The organism is Spiroplasma endosymbiont of Villa modesta, assembly GCF_964030925.1.
Lineage (GTDB): Bacteria > Bacillota_I > Bacilli_A > Mycoplasmatales > VBWQ01 > Spiroplasma_E.
Genome location: NZ_OZ034992.1, coordinates 725,567 through 749,261, shown reverse-complemented (window position 1 = coordinate 749,261; position 23,695 = coordinate 725,567). Strand labels below are relative to the sequence as shown.

The 23,695-nt window shown below is 21.6% G+C and carries 31 protein-coding genes; 3 read left to right on the top strand and 28 right to left on the bottom strand.

Annotation, left to right across the window (positions count from 1 at the left end; all coding sequences use genetic code 4):
• Positions 1-11 precede the first annotated feature (11 nt).
• The 18 genes from AAHM89_RS04835 to AAHM89_RS04760 form a co-directional block, all read right to left on the bottom strand.
• Positions 12-293 (bottom strand): hypothetical protein, encoded by a 282-nt coding sequence (locus tag AAHM89_RS04835; RefSeq protein ID WP_338987013.1) that lies wholly within the window; start codon positions 291-293, stop codon positions 12-14.
• 67 nt (positions 294-360) lie between these two features.
• Entirely contained in the window at positions 361-1,137 is a 777-nt protein-coding gene (locus tag AAHM89_RS04830; protein ID WP_342267108.1) for a Nif3-like dinuclear metal center hexameric protein, read from the bottom strand.
• Positions 1,138-1,145: 8 nt separating this feature from the next.
• Positions 1,146-2,498 carry a sigma-70 family RNA polymerase sigma factor gene (locus tag AAHM89_RS04825; RefSeq protein WP_338957374.1) on the bottom strand — a complete coding sequence of 451 codons (1,353 nt, stop codon included), beginning with the start codon at positions 2,496-2,498 and terminating at the stop codon, positions 1,146-1,148.
• 32 nt (positions 2,499-2,530) lie between these two features.
• Positions 2,531-4,306, bottom strand: coding sequence for a DNA primase (gene dnaG, locus AAHM89_RS04820; RefSeq protein ID WP_342267107.1), 1,776 nt, complete (start codon positions 4,304-4,306; stop codon positions 2,531-2,533).
• A 16-nt stretch (positions 4,307-4,322) separates the two neighbouring features.
• Entirely contained in the window at positions 4,323-5,738 is a 1,416-nt protein-coding gene (locus AAHM89_RS04815; protein WP_342267106.1) for a glycine--tRNA ligase, read from the bottom strand.
• Between the two features lie 395 nt (positions 5,739-6,133).
• Positions 6,134-6,595: a hypothetical protein gene (locus tag AAHM89_RS04810; protein ID WP_342267105.1), complete on the bottom strand. Its 462-nt coding sequence runs from the start codon at positions 6,593-6,595 to the stop codon at positions 6,134-6,136.
• Positions 6,596-6,598: 3 nt separating this feature from the next.
• A complete protein-coding gene (gene era, locus AAHM89_RS04805; protein WP_342267104.1) occupies positions 6,599-7,495 on the bottom strand; it encodes a GTPase Era in 897 nt (298 codons plus the stop codon).
• 3 nt (positions 7,496-7,498) lie between these two features.
• A complete protein-coding gene (cdd, locus tag AAHM89_RS04800) occupies positions 7,499-7,933 on the bottom strand; it encodes a cytidine deaminase (protein WP_338957389.1) in 435 nt (144 codons plus the stop codon).
• An 11-nt stretch (positions 7,934-7,944) separates the two neighbouring features.
• On the bottom strand, positions 7,945-8,415 hold the full coding sequence (gene ybeY, locus AAHM89_RS04795) for an rRNA maturation RNase YbeY (RefSeq protein ID WP_174480613.1): 471 nt from the start codon (positions 8,413-8,415) through the stop codon (positions 7,945-7,947).
• Positions 8,416-8,866: 451 nt separating this feature from the next.
• Positions 8,867-9,031, bottom strand: a complete 165-nt coding sequence (locus AAHM89_RS04790; RefSeq protein ID WP_342267103.1) for a hypothetical protein — start codon at positions 9,029-9,031, stop codon at positions 8,867-8,869.
• Positions 9,024-9,299, bottom strand: a complete 276-nt coding sequence (locus AAHM89_RS04785) for a hypothetical protein (RefSeq protein ID WP_342267102.1) — start codon at positions 9,297-9,299, stop codon at positions 9,024-9,026. The genes AAHM89_RS04790 and AAHM89_RS04785 overlap by 8 nt, the downstream gene beginning before the upstream one ends.
• Complete coding sequence (locus tag AAHM89_RS12805; RefSeq protein ID WP_425289678.1) at positions 9,239-9,469, bottom strand: ATP-binding cassette domain-containing protein; 231 nt, start codon at positions 9,467-9,469, stop codon at positions 9,239-9,241. The genes AAHM89_RS04785 and AAHM89_RS12805 overlap by 61 nt, the downstream gene beginning before the upstream one ends.
• Positions 9,470-9,512: 43 nt before the next feature.
• On the bottom strand, positions 9,513-9,848 hold the full coding sequence (locus tag AAHM89_RS04780; RefSeq protein WP_342267101.1) for a hypothetical protein: 336 nt from the start codon (positions 9,846-9,848) through the stop codon (positions 9,513-9,515).
• Between the two features lie 96 nt (positions 9,849-9,944).
• On the bottom strand, positions 9,945-10,337 hold the full coding sequence (locus AAHM89_RS04775; RefSeq protein ID WP_342267100.1) for a hypothetical protein: 393 nt from the start codon (positions 10,335-10,337) through the stop codon (positions 9,945-9,947).
• An 80-nt stretch (positions 10,338-10,417) separates the two neighbouring features.
• The gene (locus AAHM89_RS04770) at positions 10,418-10,816 is read right to left on the bottom strand and encodes a cysteine peptidase family C39 domain-containing protein (RefSeq protein ID WP_342267099.1); all 399 of its coding nucleotides are present in this window, start codon (positions 10,814-10,816) and stop codon (positions 10,418-10,420) included.
• Entirely contained in the window at positions 10,806-10,949 is a 144-nt protein-coding gene (locus tag AAHM89_RS12800; protein ID WP_425289636.1) for a cysteine peptidase family C39 domain-containing protein, read from the bottom strand. Before AAHM89_RS12800 ends, AAHM89_RS04770 begins: the two co-directional genes overlap by 11 nt.
• 54 nt (positions 10,950-11,003) lie before the next feature.
• Complete coding sequence (locus AAHM89_RS04765; RefSeq protein WP_174480618.1) at positions 11,004-11,219, bottom strand: hypothetical protein; 216 nt, start codon at positions 11,217-11,219, stop codon at positions 11,004-11,006.
• A gap of 221 nt (positions 11,220-11,440) precedes the next feature.
• Positions 11,441-12,544 carry a MupG family TIM beta-alpha barrel fold protein gene (locus tag AAHM89_RS04760; protein WP_342267098.1) on the bottom strand — a complete coding sequence of 368 codons (1,104 nt, stop codon included), beginning with the start codon at positions 12,542-12,544 and terminating at the stop codon, positions 11,441-11,443.
• A 343-nt stretch (positions 12,545-12,887) separates the two neighbouring features.
• On the opposite strand from AAHM89_RS04760, the gene AAHM89_RS04755 reads away from it, so the two are divergent.
• Entirely contained in the window at positions 12,888-13,592 is a 705-nt protein-coding gene (locus AAHM89_RS04755; protein ID WP_342267097.1) for a hypothetical protein, read from the top strand.
• 238 nt (positions 13,593-13,830) lie between these two features.
• Complete coding sequence (locus tag AAHM89_RS04750; protein ID WP_342267096.1) at positions 13,831-14,088, top strand: hypothetical protein; 258 nt, start codon at positions 13,831-13,833, stop codon at positions 14,086-14,088.
• 144 nt (positions 14,089-14,232) lie between these two features.
• On the opposite strand, the gene AAHM89_RS04745 is transcribed toward AAHM89_RS04750, so the two are convergent.
• The 9 genes from AAHM89_RS04745 to AAHM89_RS04705 form a co-directional block, all read right to left on the bottom strand.
• A complete protein-coding gene (locus AAHM89_RS04745; protein WP_342267095.1) occupies positions 14,233-15,138 on the bottom strand; it encodes a hypothetical protein in 906 nt (301 codons plus the stop codon).
• 171 nt (positions 15,139-15,309) lie between these two features.
• The gene (locus AAHM89_RS04740; protein WP_342267094.1) at positions 15,310-15,972 is read right to left on the bottom strand and encodes a thiamine diphosphokinase; all 663 of its coding nucleotides are present in this window, start codon (positions 15,970-15,972) and stop codon (positions 15,310-15,312) included.
• Positions 15,962-16,648 (bottom strand): ribulose-phosphate 3-epimerase, encoded by a 687-nt coding sequence (locus AAHM89_RS04735; RefSeq protein ID WP_252319571.1) that lies wholly within the window; start codon positions 16,646-16,648, stop codon positions 15,962-15,964. The genes AAHM89_RS04740 and AAHM89_RS04735 overlap by 11 nt, the downstream gene beginning before the upstream one ends.
• A 13-nt stretch (positions 16,649-16,661) precedes the next feature.
• Complete coding sequence (rsgA, locus tag AAHM89_RS04730; protein WP_174481522.1) at positions 16,662-17,543, bottom strand: ribosome small subunit-dependent GTPase A; 882 nt, start codon at positions 17,541-17,543, stop codon at positions 16,662-16,664.
• A 12-nt stretch (positions 17,544-17,555) separates the two neighbouring features.
• Positions 17,556-18,527: a serine/threonine-protein kinase gene (locus tag AAHM89_RS04725; protein ID WP_174481523.1), complete on the bottom strand. Its 972-nt coding sequence runs from the start codon at positions 18,525-18,527 to the stop codon at positions 17,556-17,558.
• Positions 18,528-18,611: 84 nt separating this feature from the next.
• Positions 18,612-19,361 carry a protein phosphatase 2C domain-containing protein gene (locus tag AAHM89_RS04720; protein WP_342267093.1) on the bottom strand — a complete coding sequence of 250 codons (750 nt, stop codon included), beginning with the start codon at positions 19,359-19,361 and terminating at the stop codon, positions 18,612-18,614.
• Positions 19,345-20,655 carry a methyltransferase domain-containing protein gene (locus AAHM89_RS04715; RefSeq protein WP_342267092.1) on the bottom strand — a complete coding sequence of 437 codons (1,311 nt, stop codon included), beginning with the start codon at positions 20,653-20,655 and terminating at the stop codon, positions 19,345-19,347. Before AAHM89_RS04715 ends, AAHM89_RS04720 begins: the two co-directional genes overlap by 17 nt.
• A 154-nt stretch (positions 20,656-20,809) precedes the next feature.
• Positions 20,810-21,178, bottom strand: a complete 369-nt coding sequence (locus tag AAHM89_RS04710; RefSeq protein WP_174481526.1) for a SemiSWEET family sugar transporter — start codon at positions 21,176-21,178, stop codon at positions 20,810-20,812.
• A 5-nt stretch (positions 21,179-21,183) separates the two neighbouring features.
• The gene (locus tag AAHM89_RS04705) at positions 21,184-21,531 is read right to left on the bottom strand and encodes a SemiSWEET family sugar transporter (RefSeq protein WP_174481527.1); all 348 of its coding nucleotides are present in this window, start codon (positions 21,529-21,531) and stop codon (positions 21,184-21,186) included.
• 694 nt (positions 21,532-22,225) lie between these two features.
• On the opposite strand from AAHM89_RS04705, the gene AAHM89_RS04700 reads away from it, so the two are divergent.
• Positions 22,226-22,468 carry a hypothetical protein gene (locus AAHM89_RS04700; RefSeq protein ID WP_338957432.1) on the top strand — a complete coding sequence of 81 codons (243 nt, stop codon included), beginning with the start codon at positions 22,226-22,228 and terminating at the stop codon, positions 22,466-22,468.
• Between the two features lie 343 nt (positions 22,469-22,811).
• Here the strand turns inward: AAHM89_RS04700 and AAHM89_RS04695 are convergent, their stop codons facing one another.
• Complete coding sequence (locus AAHM89_RS04695; protein ID WP_252319596.1) at positions 22,812-23,675, bottom strand: DegV family protein; 864 nt, start codon at positions 23,673-23,675, stop codon at positions 22,812-22,814.
• Between the last annotated feature and the right edge of the window lie 20 nt (positions 23,676-23,695).

Sequence of the window (23,695 nt, the reverse complement as noted above, 5' to 3'; positions counted from 1 at the left end):
TATTAAGTTCTTTAAAATTCATAAAAAGGTGGTATTAAATGTGTTAATTTTTCTTGAAATTTATTAAATTCATCTTTAATTTTTGTTAAATCTTTACTATCATCTTTAGAACTATCTCATTTACTTTCAATACCACCTGGTAACTTAATACTTCCTGAAACACTATTTCATAAATTTTTAATAACAGGAATTGCTATCCCTGCTAACATGGCACCCATTAAAAATTGAGCAAAACCACCACTAACTGCCTGACACTCTTGATCAGTCATTGGTTCTAAATCTTCTAAAATCATATTTATCAACCCCCTAAAACTTATTTTTATTTAAAAAATAGTTTTTTCCTTTTTAAATTTTATAAGTTTAAAAAAAAGCAATAGGATTTTCTAAATTATACTTAAAAACTTTAACTTTTGTTGATAATTTTTCAATAAGTAATTGAAAAAGAAAATCAACAAATTTTTGTTCCATATAATGACCAACCAAAATAACATTAATTTTTCTATCTTTAGCTTCCATAATATAGTTTCATTTCATTTCTCCAGTAATTAATAAATCAATATTGTTAGATAAATTACTAATAATATCACCACCAGCACCAGCAGATAAAGCAACAGTCACTATATTGTTATCATTCAATTTATTATTAACCAATTGTATATTTGCAACATTAAAATATTTTTTTAAGTTATTAATCAATTCTTTTAATGGCATTTGTCTATCAAATTTACCAACTATTGCCAACTTTTCTTCATTAATAAAATGAATATTTTTAATTTTTAATTCTTTAGCCATCAACATATTCATACCTACTAATGATATATCAAAATTAGTATGTAATGAATATACATTAATATCTGCTATTAGTATTTTACTATATAATTCTTTTTTTCAATTTGAAATATTAGATTGATTAATATCTTTGGCAAAAACTAATGGATGATGAGAAATTATTAAATCAATATTATTATTAATGGCCTCAGTTAAAACTTCATTAGTAACATCCAAACAAACTAAAATTTTATTAATATTGGTCTTTGTTTTTGATTTAATTTGTATTCCTGAAAAATCTCATTCACAAACATCTTTTAAAGGAAAATATGTTTCTAAAACATTAATTATATTATTGATAGTTAACATTTTAACTATTATCCTTTATAAAATTCTTTAATATGTTTAGATTTAGACGGATGTTTTAATTTTCTAATTGCCTTTGCTTCTATTTGTCTAATTCTTTCTCTTGTAACAATAAATTCTTTACCAACTTCTTCTAGAGTTTTTGGAGAATCGTACTTAGTAATATGACGATGAACAACCTTATCACTTAACAATTCTGTTTTATCTAAACTAGTATCATAGTGTAACTGTAAATTATTAACTACTGTTTTTAATTCAGTAATTTCTTTTTCATCTTCACAAAGTTCTAATAATCTTCTTAATTTTGTTGGTAAAATTCCAAAACGCATTCTAATAACTTTTTCTTCTCGTTTTGTTAATACTTCAGCAAAAACACGATCCAATTGTTCTCTTAATCAATGTCTTTCGGCATATTCATCGGGAGATAGCATATTTTTATCTTTAATAAAATCACCAAAATGTGTATCATCTTCTTCACCAATTGGTTTTTCTAAAGATACTGGTTCAATAGCAAGTTTTTTAATTTCACGAACACGATCGGCTGTCATGTTTTGTCCCATTTTATTGGCAATTTCCTCATGAGTAGGATCACGACCTAATTCTTGTGTTAAGTTTCTTTCAATTCTTGTTAACTTATTAATTCTTTCAACCATATGAACAGGTACACGAACCATTTTACCTTGATCAGCTAAACTTCGTGTAATTGATTGTCTAATTCATCAAGTAGCATAAGTTGAAAATTTAAAACCACGGCGATAATCAAATTTATCAACTGCTTTAATAAGACCAATATTACCTTCTTCAATTAAATCAGCAAAATCTAAACCACGATTTAAATGTTTTCTAGCAACAGAAACTACTAATTTTAAATTTGATTTAATTAATTGCTCACGACCATATGTTCTTTCCTCAACATCTTTTGATTCTAACATTTTAGCATATTTAATTTCCTCACCTTGACTCAATATTTGACTTGTTCCCAAAATATTAAAATAAGACTTAATTCCATCTTTTCTTCTTGTATCATTAGAGATCCCCATTGTATTTTTAAAACTCAAATCACTAACTAAAATATCAATATCTAAATCATCAGGTAATTGTTCATCATCAATATCGGTAAAATTAGCATCATCTTCAACTTCATCCATCAAAATATCAGTAAAGACTACTCCTTCTTTTTCTAACCGATCAAAAATTTCCTCAATCGTATCATCATCTAATTTTAAATGTGCAAACTCTTTAATGACATCTTCTTGTTTTAATTCTTTTGTTTGACTCTTTTCTAATTTTTTAATTAAATTACTTTCTACTTCTTCTAAAGTTAAAAGTTTTTTCAATTTCGTTTTTTGTTGTATAACAGCCATATTTTCACCTTATCCTTAATTTATCATCATACTTATTTTTTCTTTATTTTATTTTTTAATACTGATATTTCTTTTAATAACAATATTTGTTTTTCAATATTTTTTTCAGATTTCAATTTATCATTGATCATTTTTATTTCATAATCAATTAATTGATTATTAATAATTTTTAAGTAATCATTAATAATTTGAGGTTTTAAATCAAACTTTTTATTTTTATACTTATCAAGAAGTTTTTCTAAAATATTTAAAAGTGAATTACCTTTAAGTTCTTCTAAAATTAAATCAAAATTAATTGCTTCTATTTGATTATTTTGATATTTTTGACTAATTAAAAAGTATAAATTCATAAAATCTTGATTTGGAAAAATAAATTTTTCTTTTTCTAAAATTAAATAAACATTTTTTGATAACATTACTAAAAAAATAAGTTGTTCTTGTGCTTCAAAAAAAATATTTTTTACTTCTATTTTAGATTTATTTTTGATACTAAAAGTTGTAGTTACTAAATTATTATCAATATTTAAAATTTGTATTAAGTCTTCAGTGGATAAATTAGTTATTTTTGCTAACATATTTAAGTAAAACTTTTTAGTAATAACATCATTGATTTTTGTTCAAATTGGAACTAATGATTTTAAAAATTCATTAAGTTCATAACTATCTTTTTTAATGTTATATTTAGTTAATGATAAATTAATTGCAAATTCAAAAGGATGAATGGTTTTTTTTATTATTTCATAAAATTTTTGAGGAAATTTATTTATTAATTCATCAGGATCAAATTTAGTATCATTATTGATAATTTGTACTTTAAAATTATTTGATAATAAAACACTAGCTATTTTTAAAGATGCTATTTTTCCTGGTAAATCACCATCTAAAAAAATAATAATATTAATAGTAATTTTTTTTAAAAGTAAAATATGTTCTTTTGTTAAATTTGTTCCCATTAAAGCAACAACATTTTTAATATTTTGATTATTTAGAGCAATAACATCCATAAAACCTTCAGTCAAATAAATAACTTCATTTTTTTTAATATAATTTTTAACATTATTAAAGTTATATAAAATTTTACTTTTCTTAAAAAAAACTGTTTCTGGACTATTAATATATTTATAACTTTTATCTTCTCTATTATAATTTCTTGCAGAAAAACCAACACAATCTCCAACTTCATCTTTAATAGCAAACATAATTCGATTTGAAAAGGTAGGAAGAAGTTGATCCTTATTATTAATTTTCATAAGTCCTAATTTTACAAATTCAATATTATCTTTATAACCTTGTGCATTAAGATAATCTATTAATTCATTATTAATAGGTGCATAACCAATATTAAAATATTTAATATTTTCAGTAGTAATATTACGATTTTGTAAATATTTCATTGCTTCTTGACCAATATCAGTTAGTAACTGATAACTAAAAAAATTCATTGCAATATTATTTAAAATTTTTAGTGGATTTTTTTTAGTTTCAACATTAAATTCAGATAAATTAATATCAAACTCTTTTAAATTTAAATTAACATTATCTGCTGCTTCTTTAAGAGCATTAATAAAATTAATATTTTTATATTTTTGTAAAAAAATAAAAACGTTTCCTTGTTCACCACAAGAAAAACATTTATAAATTTGTTTTTCTTGTGAAATTGATAATGAAGGAGTAGAGTCTTCGTGAAAAGGACAGATAGCTCAAAAATTATTGCCTTTACGGATCAAATTTAAATATTTACCCATAACTTCAACAATATTAATTTTTGCTTTAACTTCATTAATTTTTTTATTAAACTCGATATCCATATTTTTTCACACAATTCTAACAAATAATGTCTAATTTGTCATATAAATATTCTTTAAGTTGATCAACTTTAACTATAACTTGATTTGTAGTATCACGATCTCTAATTGTAACAGTACCTTTAGTTTTTGTGTCATAATCAATTGTTACACAATACATAGTACCAATACCATCTTGATAACGATAAGATTTACCAACACTTGATGATGCTTCATAAATTACTCTTAATTGTGTTTTATTTAACATTTCAAAAATTTCATATGCCTCTTTACCCAATTTTGTTTTATTTAAAGACATAACAGCTACTTGATAAGGGCAAATACTCTTATTTAATTTTAACACTAACCGTTCTTTATCGTCTTTTAAAACTTCTTTTGTAAATGCTTCACAAACTAAAGCTAATAAAAGCCTTTCAACACCAATTGAAGGTTCAATAACTGAAGGAATAACCATTCTTTTTACTGTAACATTAGGATCTTGAATTTCAAAATTTACACCAGAATTCTCACTATGTTTTGTTAAATCATAATTCCCGCGATTAGCTATACCACATAATTCACTCATACCAAAAGGAAAATTATATTCAATATCAGTAGTTGCTAATGCATAATGTGCTAGTTGATTTTGTTCATGATTTTTAAATTTTATATTTTTTGAATTCAATAAACCTACTAGAGAGAGAAATTCTTTACATTGATAAACTCAATAATTAAATCAAGTGTTATCATTTTTATCCTTTGGAATAAAGAAAAATTCTAATTCCATTTGTTCAAATTCTCTAGTACGAAAAATAAAATTACCAGGATTTATCTCATTTCTAAAACTTTTACCAATTTGACCAATACCAAATGGTACTTTTTTATTACAACTATTTCTTACATTATTAAAATTTATAAATATTCCTTGTGCAGTTTCAGGTCTTAAATAAATTTTATTTTTATCTTCTTTTAAAACACCTTGATATGTTTCAAACATTAATTGAAATTGTCTAACTTTAGTTCAATCTTCATTATTGCATTTAATACATTTAATATGATTTTGATTAATATATGTTTCTAATTTTTCATTACTTCAATTATCACAATTAATACTAGGAAAATAATGATTAATTAAATTATCAACTCGAAATCGAGACTTACATTTTTTACAATCAATTAATGGATCACTAAAATTACTCAAATGCCCTGAAGCTTCTCAAACTTTAGATTTCATAATAATTGAACTATCTAACCCAACATTGTATGGATTTTTTTCGACAAAAAAAACTCATCAACTTTTCTTAATATTATTTTTAAGTGCTACACCAAGCGGACCATAATCTCAACTATTAGCAAGACCTGAATAAATTTCTGATCCTTGAAAAATAAAACCATTTTCTTTTAAATGAGTAATTATTTCCTTCATTGACTTATCATTGATAATTTTATTAATCATTGCCCCTCCATTAATCATAAAAATTTTCTTAAATATCTTAAATAATACATAAAATCTCTAAAAAGAATAATCTTGTTAATAATATGTTCATAGATAGGTTTTGTCAACCTATTATAAGTGTTATATATTATTAAAAACAATATAACAACTAATTATTAAAATATTTATGTAATTATTAATTTATTATTATATTTTTGACAGTGGTTTTCTAAAATATTAAGAATTTTATTAAGTTCTTCTTTTTCAACTTTATTTATTAATATCTTGATAATTTAATAAATAAAGTTGATATATTTTTTTAAACAAAACAATGTCAAAATTAATTATAGCTAATTTTAAAGAACAATTTTTACAAAAAATACCACCCAAATCATAATTAATTAAATACAAATTAGTTATTTGATTACAATTAATACAATTAGTAAAGTTAAACTAATTCCTTGAAATATTAAACTATGAAATAAGAAAAAAACATAAACTTTCTTAAAGTTACTATTTATCATTAACTGTTCATATAAATTAAATAAAAAAGAAAAGATATTTTTATTATTAATACTAATTTTTTCTAAATAATTAATAATTATCTTGTTAAAACTTTTAATCAATTGATAACTTTTTTCATTTATAAAACTATTAAAACTTTTTATTTTTTTATATGTTATACATAAGTTTGAACAATCATAATTTTGATTAAAAATAAAAATTCAACAATCTAAAAGACTATATTTATTTAAATTGATTTTTATTTCTGGTAAAGAAACTATTTTAACACCATAATTTGATGTTAAAATGGTAACATTATTTATTGATTTAATGTAGTTAATGTTTAAAATCAAACCAGTATCAATATTAAACATATTTTAACTATAACCTAACTCTTTTAATTTTCTAGGATTATTTCTTCAATCAGGTATTACTTTTACAAAAGTTTTTAATATAATATGAGAATCAAAAATACTTTCTAAATCTGTTCTAGCTCTTATTCCAATTTCTTTAATCATACTACCTCCTTTACCAATAATAATTCCTTTTTGTGAGTCGCGTTCAACAACAATAACAGCATTAATATCAGTAATATTAGTATTTGGATTATAATTAATACTCTCAATTAATACTGCTACACTATAAGGAATTTCTTCTTCTGTTAAATTTAAAATTTTTTCACGAATAATTTCCTTAATTAAAGTATTATCTGAAACATCATCGTTATTTTCAATTAAATAATTCTTTTCACCAATTGGTAAATACTCATATAGTTTTTTCAATAATATATCTAAGTTCATTTCTTTTATAGCAGAAATTGGAATTATTTCTTTAAATGGTAATAAATCTTTTCACTCATTAATTTTATCCATTAATTTTTCTTTTGTTACTAAATCAACCTTAGTTAATAAAAGTAGAATAGTTGTATTTACCCTTTCTGATAATAATTTAATAATATGTTTATCGCTATTTCCAATGTATTCATTACATGGCGCTAATAAACAAATAATGTTAGTTTCTTTAGTGGCACGGTTAGCATCGCGATTCATCATTCGTCCAAGTTGGTTATTATGTTTATGAATGCCGGGAGTATCAAAAAATATGATTTGCATATCATCACTATTATAAATACCTTGAATTTGATTTCTGGTTGTTTGTGGTTTATTAGACACAATTGCCTTTTTTTCTTGAAGAATGGTATTTAATAAAGTTGATTTTCCAACATTACTTCTACCAATAAAACTAACAAAACCTGATTTAAAATTATTAATCATAAATTAATTCCCTTTCAATGAACTTGGTTTAAACGCTAAAGGTAATAAGTCTTTTACTAATATTTTACAAATTGTTTTAGTATCATTATTTTCATTTTTATTACTAATATAAACAGGGCATGTTTCTGGCATAATTTCAATCATAAATTGACGACACATACCACAAGGAGAACCAACCGTTTCACTATCAGTAATTAAAAATAGACTAATAATATCTTCTTTTTTATAACCTTGAGCAATAACTTGTGACAAAGCTGCTCTTTCAGCACAAATACCTACTGAGTATGCAGCATTTTCAACATTTACTCCTAACACTTCTTTACTATTTTTCAAAATTACTATTGCAGCAACTCTAAATAAAGAATAAGGCGCATAAGCATTTTTTTGTATTACTTTTGCTTTTTTCAATAATACTAATAAATCTATATCTTGTTCCATTATACCACTCCTTATTTTCTAGTAATACCAAGAATATTTAAAATTTCATCTTGTAAATCAAACATAACCTTTTCTTCTACGCTATTTTGATGATCATATCCTAATGTATGAAGTAATCCATGAATAAAAAGAAATGATAATTCTCTAATTAAACTATGACCATATTCTTGTGCTTGCGCTACTGCCTTTGAATAACAAATATAAACATCGCCTAAATCTCTAATATCAATATTAATATTTGGAAAATCATCATCATTATTTCCAAATGATAAAACATCAGGAACATAATCTTTATGACGATACATTTTATTTAATTCAATACTAGTCTGTTCGTCATTAAAAATAACAGCAATACACCATGTAATTTTCTGTTTTAACTTAATAGCTACTGCATTTAAAATATTTTCTGATAAAATATTAAAATTTTTAATGTCATAGTTATGATCATTGTAAATATTTACAATATTAATTTTTGCTGGCATTTATCTACCTAACTTCTTTTTGATTAAATTATATCAATATTTACATTTATGTTGTAATATTATTTCAAATAAATGTTAACAAACTTTCTTTACCAATAATTATTAATACCATTTGATTTAAATATGTATTAGAATTAATGTTTTCTTCAATTAAAAGTTGATTATTATCATTTCATTTTGGAAAAAAAATTGTTAAATAACATTTATTAATAGAGAAAAAAATAGTAATTTGATTAAAACTATTAAACTTTAAACATTCTTCTCTTTTAAAATCTAATAAATAAGCAAAGTGTCCCTTATTTTCATATCTTGTCTCACTTATAAAAATAGTTTGACCATTAACAGCATAAACATGAGGAATATTAATAATTTTTAAACCTAATAAGAGTCCTAAAAAAAAGAAAAATTGAACTACTTCCTAATAAATAAGTACTTTTTCTAAAAAAAATCATTATTCATTACCATCTATACTTTTATAATTATTTAAATCAATTACATTTTTAAATAATTTTACTAGTGTTAAATCATGACCTGCATAAATAATAATTATTTTTTTATAATGATTTAAAAATAAAGTTATTAACTTTATTTTTAAATCATTATTGATGTTACTCAAAATTTCATCTAATAAAATTACTTTTCAATCATAAAAAAAATAAACTTAAGAAAATAATTATTTGTTTTTGACCTTGACTAAGATTAGCCCCATATTCTTGACAATAATAAAATGTTGTTAAACCTAAACTGCCCAAGAGATCATTAAATCCTAATTTTTGAAAATTTATTAATTTTTCTTTTGTAATATTAAATGATAAAATATTTTCTAAAACTGTACCGTTATGAATAATAGAATTTGAATGTAAATAAATACATTTTTTTGTCAAAATTCATATGAAATATTATCTAATCCAATTTCATTATTAATTAAAATTTTACCTTTAAAAGGCACATATTTCTGAATTAATAATGATAGTAAGGTTGTTTTACCAATGCCAGAAGGACCAATAATAATATTACTTTGTTTTAATATTAAATTTAAATTACTAAAAACCACTTTATTTCTTAAATTAAAATAACAATCTTTTAATACTATTTTATTAATTGATATTGAAAAAAATTTTTTTGTTATTCTTATATTGTAATCTACAATTAATAAAATTATTAAATCTTTGAAATGATTTAATAAAAACCGGAAAGAAAATAAGACTATTACCAATATTTTGAAAAAAAGAATTAATATAAATACTAATACTAGTAATAAATATTAATTGAGATAGATTAATTTTACCATCAAAAATTAATATTAATGATAAATATATAGTAATAAAACTAATAATATTTTTAATAAAACTTGTTAACGAACTATTATTAATAACTAAATTATTTAATTGTCAATAATTATTAATATGTGTATTATACTTTTTAACTAACATACTTTTAATATGCAGTTGCAAATTACGAAAATAGGCATCTTCAAAACTTTTTTGACTTAAAATTATTTGTTGCTGCAAATCTAATTTTGTAACTAGTTATTTTTTTACTAATGGTTTTTTTCATAACATTATTATAAAATTAATTAATACTGTTATAAAACCATTTAATAAATTTACTAATCAAATCATAAAATGAATCTTAATCAAAACTATGCTAACAATAACACTAGTAATAAAATTAATAATTATCTCTAAACTATTATGACAAAACATAGTTGATATGTTATTAATATCTTGATATATTTGTAAAAAATCACTACCATTATATTTTTGTATTTCTATTGGTTTACTTTTAAATCATTTATTATGAAATAAATCTACTAAAAAGTTATTGAAATAAAAATAAAATTTTTGACATATTTTATTTAAAATATATTCAATTAAAATTTTCATTAAATTAATAAAAAAGAAACTTAATAATAAAATCATTGCTAACTGTAAACTATTATTTAAAATAATTTGATTAATAAAATGCTTATAAAATACTTGTGCTATAAAAAAGATAGTAACTAAAATAAATTATTAATTATAATAATTAATGAATAATATAAATAATTTGGAATCAAAAATGGTGAAAAATTTTTAATTTTATTCATCTTTTTTTTATTACTAATAAAAAATTTATTTATTATATTAGTTGAAATAACAACATTCGTAAAAATTTTTGTAAAATCTTCAATATTTTTTCAACTAAGTTCAATATCTTTTGGATTTGCCACCAGTCATTTATTTTTTTTCTTTTTGTAAATAACTATAAAATGAAATCCGACATTAGCATTATATATTTGAATAATTAATGGTTTAACAATTATTAGTGATTTTAATTTATCAAAATTAATATTATAAGCTTTTAATAATAAATTATAATTACTAGCCAATTGTTTTAATTCTAAAAGATTAATTCCCAATTTTGTTAAAAATATATCTTTTTTTTATGTCATTAATTAATAACTTCTTCTTAAAATAAAACCTATATATCATAGCAAGACATGCCAAACCACAATCATTTTCTGTTTCTTGTTGAACAAAAGGATATTTCATATAAAAAATCACCGCCAATAATAATTAACAGTGATTACCATTTTTTCCTTTTTATTACTTACGATGTTTTTTCTTTTTAGCAGCAGCGCTTTGTTTTTCGCGTTTTTCATCACGCGCAGAAAGAAAATGTTTATGTCTTTTTTCTGCTCTTTTAGTTTCTTGGGCCTTTTTACTAAATCCTTTTAAAAGACGTTGAAACTCTTGTTCACTACTTGTTCGTTCTTCGTTTTCTTTGTTGTCTGATGATGGTGATTTTTTCACTGAATGCATTCATGTCAGCTCCTATTTTTTATTTTACTTTAACAATTATATTAGTAAATTAAAAAATTATCAATATTTTTATACAATATTAAACTTTTTATTTTTAAAAAAAATTAAAAGTAAGATTATCTTTTAAAATTTCACACTTACTAACTATTATTTAATAATACTTAATGATTTTATCATATTTTAAATGTTTATGTTTTTAATAAATAAAACAAAAAATTTATTTATAAAATAAATCTAAATGAACGATTTGATACTAAAAATGGAATAAAATTTAAATCTTCTTTAGAAAGTTTGCCAACAACGTTACGAATACCATCATTTTTAATTTTATTTGTAATAATATGTAATTCACCACGATAATTTTGTGCTTTATTATTAAGAATAACAACATCACCTTTTTCTAATCATTGATTAGTATTGTTAGCAGGGATATCTAATTCTTGATATATAACTCGAGAAATAACACTACGAATTATATCACGTGCTAAATCAGATCTAACTTTATGAATATTTTTATCAAAAAGAATCTGTTGTTCACTATCAGTAATATTAGAATTTAACTCAATTTTTAACGATAAATTTTTATAATCAATTTCATTTATCATTTTCAAATCATATTCTGTTAAAAACTGGTTAGCAATAATTATCATATCAATGCATAAAGCAATATAATGACGAATTTGTGTTACCAATGGTCAATCACGATGCAGTTCTAATGTTGGTAAATTATCATTATATTTTCAAGGTCCAATTTTATCTTTTCCTAATAATGTAACAAAGCTGGCAAATGGAATTTTATTAACAACGCTTTCAGATTGATTTAAACAAAAAAAGTCAATATCAGCACCGGTATATCTTTGTGGATAAAAATTATAACAACTAATAAGGTTATTAACATTAGCTTTATAAAATAATATTAAGTAGTTGATATCATTAATAACATATGAACCATTAATAAATATTTTAAAATTTAAACGATTTTGACTTAATTTTGCTTGATGCTTAATATCAATTCCTTCGTTGCAACGAATACCCGATAAACCATACATTTTAAAAAACTTTATGAAATCAAGCCGTTTATTAAGATTCAGATTAAATTCATTAATAAATTCAATATTAATATCTGCAAAAACATGCATATTATACTTTTTAGCAATTTGTGTTAATACTACTAATTTTTTTAAATTTTCATAATCTGTTTTTTTAAAACTAATTAAAGTTGTAAAAATGGTTTTAATATTATTCTTGGCTAATAATTCGGTATAATTTTTAATTTCTTCTAAATTTGCTAAATGTAAATAAACTGCAGCACCAATTTTTTCCATTTACTTCCTCCTTTACTTTTTATATATTAATTTTATCATTTTCTAACTTAATAATTTTTAATTTTTACAATAAATAATGTAAAGGATTCCTAGTTTGATAAAATAACTACTTCTACATAAAATAAGAAAATTGACTACGCTAATCTTAATTTTAATACAACTTATACATTAATAAATCTACTACTTATATTTATTCGTGTTAAATATTAACTTTATAAATATAATTATTTTTTATGCTAATATTTATTTATAATTTAATAAAAGTTGATTCCTAATATAGAAATTTATCTATATTAGGTTTTTTATTAAATTAAAATTAAAGAAAGGAAAAAGATTAAAAGATATGCCTTTAACTTATATAGAAAAAGAAAAACTATTTCAAAAGGAATGAGAAAAAAGAAAAAAAGAAGCATTAAAAAATATTAACAAAAAAATACCAGATGAATATTTATTAAAAATATTTGAAACTATAATCTTAGATAATGATACAAAAGTTAATGAGGAAAATCCTCAACAATCTCAAGAATTCGAAACGTTGGAAGAAAAACCATTACAAGATAATGATAATAAACAAGAATCAAAAAACTGAACACAATTTAAAACAGAGTATCCAAATATTGCACAAATAATAAAAAATAGCAAAAATACTGGCATTAAGGTATTAATATCTTTAATTAAATTTTTTGAAATTAATAATGACCCACTTGGAATTACAGAATACATACTAATTTTAAATGAAGAACGTAAAAAAGAAAAAATGAACATTAAAGAAATTGAAGAAAAAATAAAAAATATTTGAAAAGAAATCCAAAAATTAAAAAAAGAACTATTTGTAGATGAACCATCATCATTATGATTTTGTTCTTCTGAATCAAAAGAAGAAAAAAATACTAGAGACATTGAACTTGAACTAATAAGAATAGGAAGGTTCGAAGTATCACAAGCACAAATGGAGCAATATTCACCAGAAGTAAAACAAATTATAAACGATTCAAAACAACTCTTAAAAGAATATGATGATGAATTAAATAAATCAATTACATTATAAATAATTTCTGTAATTACTTAATAAAAAGTAAATTTTTAGTACTTATTAAGCAAAAACAAACATTTATACTTTTTTATCTTATTTAATTATTATTTTTGATATACTATAAGTGTGTATGACTATATAAATTAAAAAAAGAGGATAAAATGAAACAAAAACAGATTCAAAAAATAAATGATAAAAATGATCAAAAAGTAAAAAAACTATCGAAACAAGTGATATTCAAACTGAAAATAATTTGAATTCAAAAGAAACTGATGAACAAACTGAAAATTATAAATACGAATTAAAAAAACTTAAATTTTATTTTATAATTAAATTATTAACAATAATATTTGCATTTTTATTGGCAGTAGTTTTATATTTAGGTTTTTTATTAACAAATAAATTAGACTTAGATACATTATTAGAGTTTGAATGACCTTTATTACTACTGATGGGAATTACAACCACAACATTACTTCCAAGTAAAATATCTAAAACTACTAAAATTTAAAATAATTTTATAATTATTATTTCTTATTGCTTAAATTATATCCTTTTAACAAAAAATATTATTAATCTCTTTAAAAATAAAATTTTAAAGAGATTAATTTTTATTTTAAATTAAAAAAATAAATTATCACCAAATAATAACGTCTTATAACAAATTTTGATATGAAAAACTCTTTTCTACAATATTATGCTCATCTAAATCATTTATTGATTTTCATTTTTTACCATAATTTAAACTACTACTTCCTAATATTTTAGTTTTCTTTTCTGATTTATTAACTTTAGTTTTTAAAATTTTAATATCACTTTCTAACTCATTAATTTTAGTATTTAATCCATTATGTTCGCCAATTAATTTATCAAAACTATCCTTACTATATTTATTATTAATTGCTTTAATTTTATTACTTTCTCACATTCCACAAGTCAAAAATTTAAGTGGTCAATGTCACCATCTTCTTGCTAATTGTTTTTCATTTTTGAAATTCAAATTAAAATTATTAATTTGTCCACATATTTTATTTTTAGCTTCTTTTAGTATTTTTAAATCATGTATTTTTTCTTGCATTTCTTTAAAAATTTCATTAATGTCTGAACTATCATATAGTGTTAAATCATCTAAACTTTTAGAACTATCTCTATACTTTATTTTAACTTCTAAATCAGTTTGTGAACCTAATACAAATAACTTATCTTCTGAAGTAGTTAAAACATTACTTAAATCATATTTATATATATTTTTAAAATCTATTGCTAATGCCCCCTTATTTACTTGTGCTTCTAAAAAACTAATAGTTACAGTAAACAAAGATAAAATTGGCATTATTGCTTTATCAGAATATTTTTTAGTACTTTTTCCGCAATTATCTTGAAGATAATTAAGATTTTTAATAACACTAGGAATATCTGCAACCAAAGATATACCTTTTAATTCTTCAATAATTCTTTTAAAATAAGGAATTTGAGTATTATGTTGTTTTTGATATCTTAACTTTATACTTTCAAGTTTTTTTATTAACTCTGTTGCAGATGACATTTTTTCTTTTACCATTTTTTAATTTCTCCTCTTTTAAAAAATAAAAAAACCCATTTATTTTTAATAAAAATAAGGGTTAGAAAACTTATATTAAGTTTATGATTTTTATTATACTATCTTTTTTTTAAGATTTTATTAATATACTTTTGTCATAAAATAATAATTAATTTTTCTAAATTTTAAAAATTATTTATGTAAAAAAACTAAACATTTTCCTTTTTTAATAATTAGTTTTGGTCTTTCTTCTTTGTTAAATTCATTACTAATAGTTTGCGTACTATTATTAGTAACAGTAATATCTTGATTTGGATAAAACTTACAACCACTAAAGTTATAAATTACTTCTTCATTGTCTAAACTAAAAAAAGAAATATATTTATATGTTAATTGTCAATTGTAAAAAATATATTCTGATTTTGCTTTTAGTAAAAAACAATAATTATTTTCACCTAATAAAATTGGGTTAAAACATTCATATTTTTTTAATATATTAATACTAGCAAGTAACATATCCCAACGTATTCCATCACTTACTATCACTATTTGTTGAAAATCAATTTTTTTGGAAATTGCAGTAACTATCGCAAGTTCACTATCAATAAAATCTTTTTCTTTATTAAAAGTAATAATTTCAAAATTATGTATTTTACTTTGATCATTTAAAATCTTTAACTGTTGTTTATTAATGGTATCATTATCACCACAAATAAACTTAATTGGTTTTTTATATTTTAATAATGATAAAACACCAGTTTCAACACCAATAAAAATTGGATTAATAAATTGTTCTCAATTTAAATTATAATCACGACAAACAATTACTAATTGTTTAATATCACTATTTTTCATAATTTGTTAACATCGCAACTTGTTTTTTTACTGAATTATCACTATTTAATAAATAACTACCCGCTACTAGGTAATTAGCACCAGCAGCAATACAATCATTTGCTGTTAAATTATTAATGCCACCATCAACAGCAATTGTAATATTTGGAAAATTATTATCGATATGTTTTACTAACATTTTAATTTTATTAATAGTTAAATCTAAAAAACGTTGTCCACCCGCACCTGGTTGCACACTCATAATTAAAATTGTATCAAGATCTTTCAAATAATCATAAATTTTTGAAATTGGTGTATCAGGATTAATGGCAATTCCTTTTTTAAAACCAGGGTTTTTTCACTGCAGAAATTCTTTTAATTGTTCTTCTGTTAATGCTTCATAATGCAAAGTAATATTTTTAACTTGCGGTAAAATTATAAATGGTTTTAAATAATCGCATACTTTTGATGTTGTTATCTTTACCATCATATGACAATCAATATTGATATTAGAACTAAATTTACATACATCACTTAATATTTTTGCACCAAAACTTAAATTTTCAACAAAATGATGATCCATAACATCAAAATGAATTCAATTAATTCCTGCATTTTGTAAATTTAATAAATCATCTTTTAAAGATAGAAAGTTAGCAGTTAAAATGCTAGCGGCAATTGTTACTTCTTTTTTCATATATTACCATCCTTTATTTTAAATTATTAATTTTATTGAATTCTATTAAAATTTTACAATAATCTTCATAAAAAAAACTAGAAATTATTTTATTTGCAACTGCTTTTTTAATTGCACATTCTGGTTCTTGCTGATGTAAGCAAGTACGAAACTTACAATTTTGTCAAATATTAGTAAAACTAGGAAAATTAGTAGCAATATCAATACTACTTAGACCTTGTAACTGAAAAACCGAAAAACCAGGTGTATCTGCAATAATACCATCATGTAAAAAATAAAGGCGAGTTTTAGTTGTGGTATGTTTACCACGATTTAAACTTGTAGAAATATCCTGTGTTCATAATTTTAAATTATTATCCAAACTATTTAAAGTTGAACTCTTTCCCACTCCTGAAGTACCTGTTAATATTGATAACTTGTTTGTAAAAACTTTTTTTAAATCTTCAATACCATTTTTTTTAACATTTGAAATAAAAATTGTTGGTAAATTTAAATTCTGATATGCTTTAACTTTTGTTCAAACTTCATTATCTTTAGTTACCAAATCAATTTTTGTAAATATTAAAATTATTTTTAAATGATAATAATTAAAAATAGTTAATAATTTATTTAATAGAAAACTACTAAGAAAAGGATTAACAAGAGAACTAACAATTAATACTTGATCAACATTAGCAATGCTTGGTCGATATAGTTCATTAAATCGAGGTAAAATTGATTCAACCAAAGGATTTTTATCATCTTTAAAATTAACTTTAACATAATCACCAACTAAAATTTTTGCTGTTTGAAATTTTAAATTTCCTTTGATTAAACAAGAAAAAATTTGATTTTCAATTCTTACTTCAACAAAGTTATTTGCAACTCCAATAACTATTCCTTGTTTAAAATTCATAGTGTCCTCCAATTAATATAAAATTAATATGCTTATAATAACACCAATAAGTAATAATATAATTAAAATTAAAGATAATAAAAATTCTTTTTTTAAATAAAATGGTTTTTTTAATTTTTGTGAATTTAAGTAATTTTTCTTAAATAACATATTATTTTTATTTTCCGTTTTTAAACAACAATCTAAATCATTACTCAATTCACTAATTGTCCGATAGCGATCATTAATATTCTTAGCAGTTGCCTTCAAAATAATATTTTCTAAACTCTGTGGAATATTCTTATTAATTTCATGAATTAATGGCATTGGTTCTTTAATATGTTTAGCGGCTAATATTTGTGGATTTTTATGAAAAAAAGGTGGTTTACCAACTAATAATTCATATAATATAATACCCAAAGCATAAATATCACTTTGAATTGTTGGTTTTTGAAATTTTACTACTTCTGGAGCAATATATTTCATTGTTCCTACAACTTGATTAGCGTGTTTTTTAACTTCATAATCATCAATAACAGCAATACCAAAGTCTAAAACTTTAATTGCTCCACTACTAGTTAAAATAATATTTTCAGGTTTTAAATCACGATGAATAATATTGACTGAATGACACGCATTAACCCCTTTTAAAATTTCTTTCATAATAACTATAACTTCATTAACTGATAAAACTGAATAATTACTTAAATATTCTTTTAATGTTTTACCTTCTAATAATTCAAAAACTAAGCATCAATCTTTCTTATCAATAAAAACATCATATACCAAAATAACATTGGGATGTCTAACTCTAGATACTGCTCTAATTTCTTGCAAAAATCGTTCTTTTATTAAGTCATCTAGTGGTGAAATTGGATTAATTACTTTTAAAGCAACTTGCCGATTTAAATATTTATCTTGTGCTTCATAAACTTTAGCCATACCACCCGAACCAATAATTTTTAAAATATGATAACGATTATTCAATAATTTATTTATTTCCATTAGTTTCACCATTACTTTTAAATTTATTTTTTAAAAATTACTAACTTATTTATAATTTATATTTTACACAAAAATATCAAAAGACTAAAATTTTATTTCCATTAATAATGCAGTAACATTATCAGTTGAAACATTAAGTAATGCTTCCTTAATTAATAATTTAACTTTATTATTAATATTTCCATTTTTTTCTAAAATATTAACTATTTCATATTCTTCTAAAAAATCATGAACACCATCACTAGTTAAAAGAAAATATGATGGAATTATTAATGGTAAATGAAAAATATCAGTTTTTAATGGCTTACGTGGACCAAGAGCACTAGTCAATGCCTTTCAATAAGTGTGATTTAAATCAACACTTGATTCTTTAGTTGTATTTTTTTGTAAATATAAATTTAAAATATTATGATCAACTGTTAACTGTTTTAATCCTTGTTCACTATATTGATAAATACGTGAATCACCAATATTTACTAAATAAGCTTTGTTATTAGTAATTAAAATTATTACCATAGTTGTTCCCATATCAAGCGCTTGTTCATTACTTAAACTAAAATTATTCATTTCAATTTGAATAATTTCTATCTTTTCTTGTAATCATGCATGAATCTGTTTATCATGTTTTAATTTAGTAAAATCTGTTGTTTCAAAAAATTTTTTTAACATACTAACAGCCATATTACTGGCCACTTCACCACATTTATGACCACCCAATCCATCACAAACAACACCAATAACTTGTCCAGTGTTATTTGTTAAATATAAAACGGCATCTTGATTATTTGTACGATAATTACCAACATCTGTTTTATAACTAGCATTTATTTTCATAAACTGTCCCCCTATATTCCTTTTTTAATTTACAAATATAAAATCCATCAGTATTGTTATTAAAAACAAAAAATTGTTTTTCTGTAATGATTGTCATATCTGGGTGATTTTTAACAAAATTGTCAATTTGATTTTGATTTTCTTTAATATTGAAAGTACAAGTAACGTACACAACTATCGCTTCAGGTTTTAAAAGTTGATAAGCCTTATTTAATAATTTTGCTTGAACAGTAATTAACTGATTAATTTCTTCTTTACTTCAATTGATAAGTTTAACTTCTGGTTTTCTTTTAATTAAACCTCAAGCAGTACTAGGAGCATCAATTAAAATTTTGTCAAATTTATTATTAAAATCTAATATTGTAGAATCACCATATTTAAGTTCAGTATTTGTTACGCCTAATTTTTTTAAATAAGTAGCACCAATTTTTAATCGTTCTTCATTTATATCACAAGCAACTATCTTACCGTGATTAGACATTAAAGCTGCCATATGGGCTGTTTTACTAGCAATTCCTGCACACATATCTAATACTTCATCATATGGTTGTGGATCTAAAATATGACTAACTAACATACTTGCTTGATCTTGTTTAATAATTTCACCATTTTCATATAATTTTGTGTTAAAAATTGACTTTGAACTAATAATACCATCAGATACTATCTCGCTTAAACAAAAGTTAAAAGATTTATAATTTTCATTGTTTAACACTTTATTAACAGTAGTTTTTAATGTATTAACTCTAAAACTAATTAATGGCATTCTTAAGTTATCTTTTATCAATTGATTTGCAATATTAATACTAAATTGTGATTTTATTAGAGAGTATAATCAACTAGGATAACTATATTTAATTAATTTAATATTTTGTTTACTTTCTTTTTGTAAATTAAATTCTGATCTAAATTCAGTAAAACATAAATCTAATACTTTAGAAATAATAAATGTTAGTTTATTATCAATGGTGCTTACTTTTTTTAAAGTATTTTCAATGAAAATTTCTTTATTAGTAATTTCTAAAAAATAGATTTCATATAAAACTATTCATAATAAAATAGTTATGTGAAAAGGAATAGTAATTACTGATTTCAAAACATTTCATATTTGATTTAATATATAATCTAAATAAATTTGATTTTTTAAAGTTCCTAGTACTATCTTTTCAATTGCTTCTTTTTCTGATAATGTTAGATTTTTATCTCGCATCATTTGTGCTAATAAAACATTACAATGACCTTTTTCTAGGATTACTTGTACTAGAATTTTATAAACATCATTTTGAATTATCATTATTTAACCCCACAGAATTTTTAATTATACATATATTATAACTTAAATTATATTTTTAATTTTGATAAGTATTTTACTACTATAACTATTAAAAAATGCATCATTACAATGCATTTTTAGTAATAAATTATTATTTTTTTTAAAAAATAAACTATTAAAAGTTACTCTTTATATTTACTTTACCTTTTCATTTTTTACAATCTTCACCATATTTATACATATTATTAATTTTAATACCAAGAATAATTCCTGATCATATTGCACAAGGTGTATTAGCACAAATTATAACTAAATCTTTCATTAAAATTGTTGATTCAGATCCACCATGATATGATAAATGAATAATGCCCCATAATACTCATAAACTGTTAGCTGTTGTATAAAGAATAAATGTAAGTAAAGAAATACCATCTGTTTTTTTAGTTTTTATTGTTTTTAAAGACTGTGGACAAAATGCTATAACAGCAATAAGTGCTCCAATAATCCCTATTATAGTAATAATTCATCATTCAGTATTTGCCATTATTTTTATTCCTCCAAAGTTTTAGCATTTTCGCCCAACGTTTTCATATTTTTTACTTTAACATAAATAATACAATTAGTTGCAGTCATTGTTACTGTATACGGTATTATTAAGGTAGAACCTCAAATTGCAATTTCAAGAGTATCAGCACCTTCTGGTCACATTACTGGTAATGTTACTGAAAGTATTCCAAATATCAAGAAAAAAAGATTAGCAATATTATAAATAATATAAGTTGATAAGATTATATGTTTAGTTTCCTTAGTTTTTATTGTTTTTATTGCTTGTGGAATAAATGTTATAATAGACAATATTCCGGCTAAATAACCTATAATTCCAATAAAAGTTTGCATTTTCATCCTCCATTAAATTTTAAAAATATTTTAGTAGTTTTTTTTAAAACTATTAATATACTTATTTCTTGTTTTATTAACAATAACATTATTTTACTTTTAATCATTTAAAATAGAAAGTGTTTAGTTAATATTTTTTCAAATAAATCTAAAAAAAATGAAAAATAATTTATAATAAAAAAATAAAAAACCACTAAAATAGTAAAAATTTATTTAAAATAAAATAATAAATTTAAAAAATATTAGTTAAAAATTAAATAAAATTTTAATTTTAATTTTACAATAAATATAAAATTATGAAATAAATTCGCCTTTTTATAAAAAAGTGAATTTTTTATTGTATATTCATTTTTTCAATTATAGACTTAAATTAAGATTTACTTAGAATTCAAAAATAAACAATAAATAATAATTTTTCAATTAAAACTATATTGGACATATTCCGTAATTAAATTTAATTACGGAATATGTCTATTCTATAAAAAAATAATTTGTTATCAATTTATGTTATTAACAATATTTTTAATATTGTCATAAATTTAACTTATCATTTTATTTTTTATAAATTTACAAACTAATTTAATGTTCTTACACCATTTCATATTTTTTTAAAATCCTAAATATTATAAATATAATCTATGTTCTAAGTAAATCTTAAATTATGGGAATATATAAAAAAGTATTGGAGTTAAAAATGAAAAAAAATAATTTTATTTATGCGAGATATGATAAAGAAGATAACTGTTTAGGTGTTTATGACACTATGGAAGAAGCAATATTAAAAGTTTACCACATTGATAAAACTAATAAAAAACGCTATTATCAAGCCTATAATAATATTTGTCGTTCTTATCAAAAATATAAAAATAATTTTGGAAATGTTGTTTGTTATGAAGGTTTTTGATTTAAAATACCACTAAATGAAAATGGCTATTAAAATTAAAAAAATAAAATAGTTATACTATGAAATGGTTAAGGATACTTAATAAAAATATTTTTTAATTTTATAGTTAAAACTCAATAAATTAAAAAACCATTACTTTGATTTATAAATATTTATTTTATTAAATTTTTTCAATTATTTCTTTAGTTTAAAACTTTAATTATTAATAAGAATTTAAATCATAATATTTAATATTTTATTATTTATAAGTTGAAAAAATCTGAATGTTAGTAAACTAAATTAACCTTTACTAACATTCTTTTTTAGATTTAAAGTTTTTTATATATTTTCTAAAAAACAGAATACTTAATCAATCTTTTATAAAACTACTTTTTTATTAGACTTCTTTTACTCATTGATTAGGTACTACTGAAAAACCAATAGTATTATTACCAGTATGTGTTTTTAAAATATTACATAATGGTTCAACTTTATATTTGGTAAATCCTCTATTTTTTACTTTTTTAATTGCTTCATCAATAATATCTTTTCTACATCAACCATCAATAATATATATTGTTTCTTTAGTAACGTCTTTAATTTTAGTAATAATATCTAACATTTCTTCCATAGCTTTACTTAAGGTTCTAACTCTACCAATATTATCAATTGTTTCTTTACATCTTAAAATTGGTTTAAAACGTAAAAAATTACCAATTCTTGCTTTACTCATTGGTAATCTACCACCACGAGCCAAAAATTTTAAATCATTAGGAGCAATATAAGATTCATAAGTTTTACGAAATTTATTTAAAATTCCTAAAATTTCAGGAATTTTTTTTCCATTTTTAACAAGAGTAAAAGCAATTAAAACCATAAATTTTAAAGGTATTGAAGCAGCACCTGTTTCTAAAATATGAACTTTATTTTTATATTTTTCTTCTTTTTGTAAAACTTGTGAACTTGCATATTGTCCTGAAGCATTATTAGCAATTGGTAAAAATAAAATTTGATCATATTTACTTAAAGCATTATCTCAATATTGTTCAAGTTTACCACGACTAGTTTGACTAGTTTTTAAAATACAGTGTTCATCAATCATCTTTTTACGAATTGTTTCACTATCAATATCAATGTTATTATCATCATAAGCATTTTCTCCTTCAATAATATTTAAAGGAATAATTATTATTTCAGGATATTTTTTCATATCTTCAACGGTAAAACCAGTAGCTGAATCACTTACAATTCCAATTTTCATTTTGTTTGCTCCTAACCTTT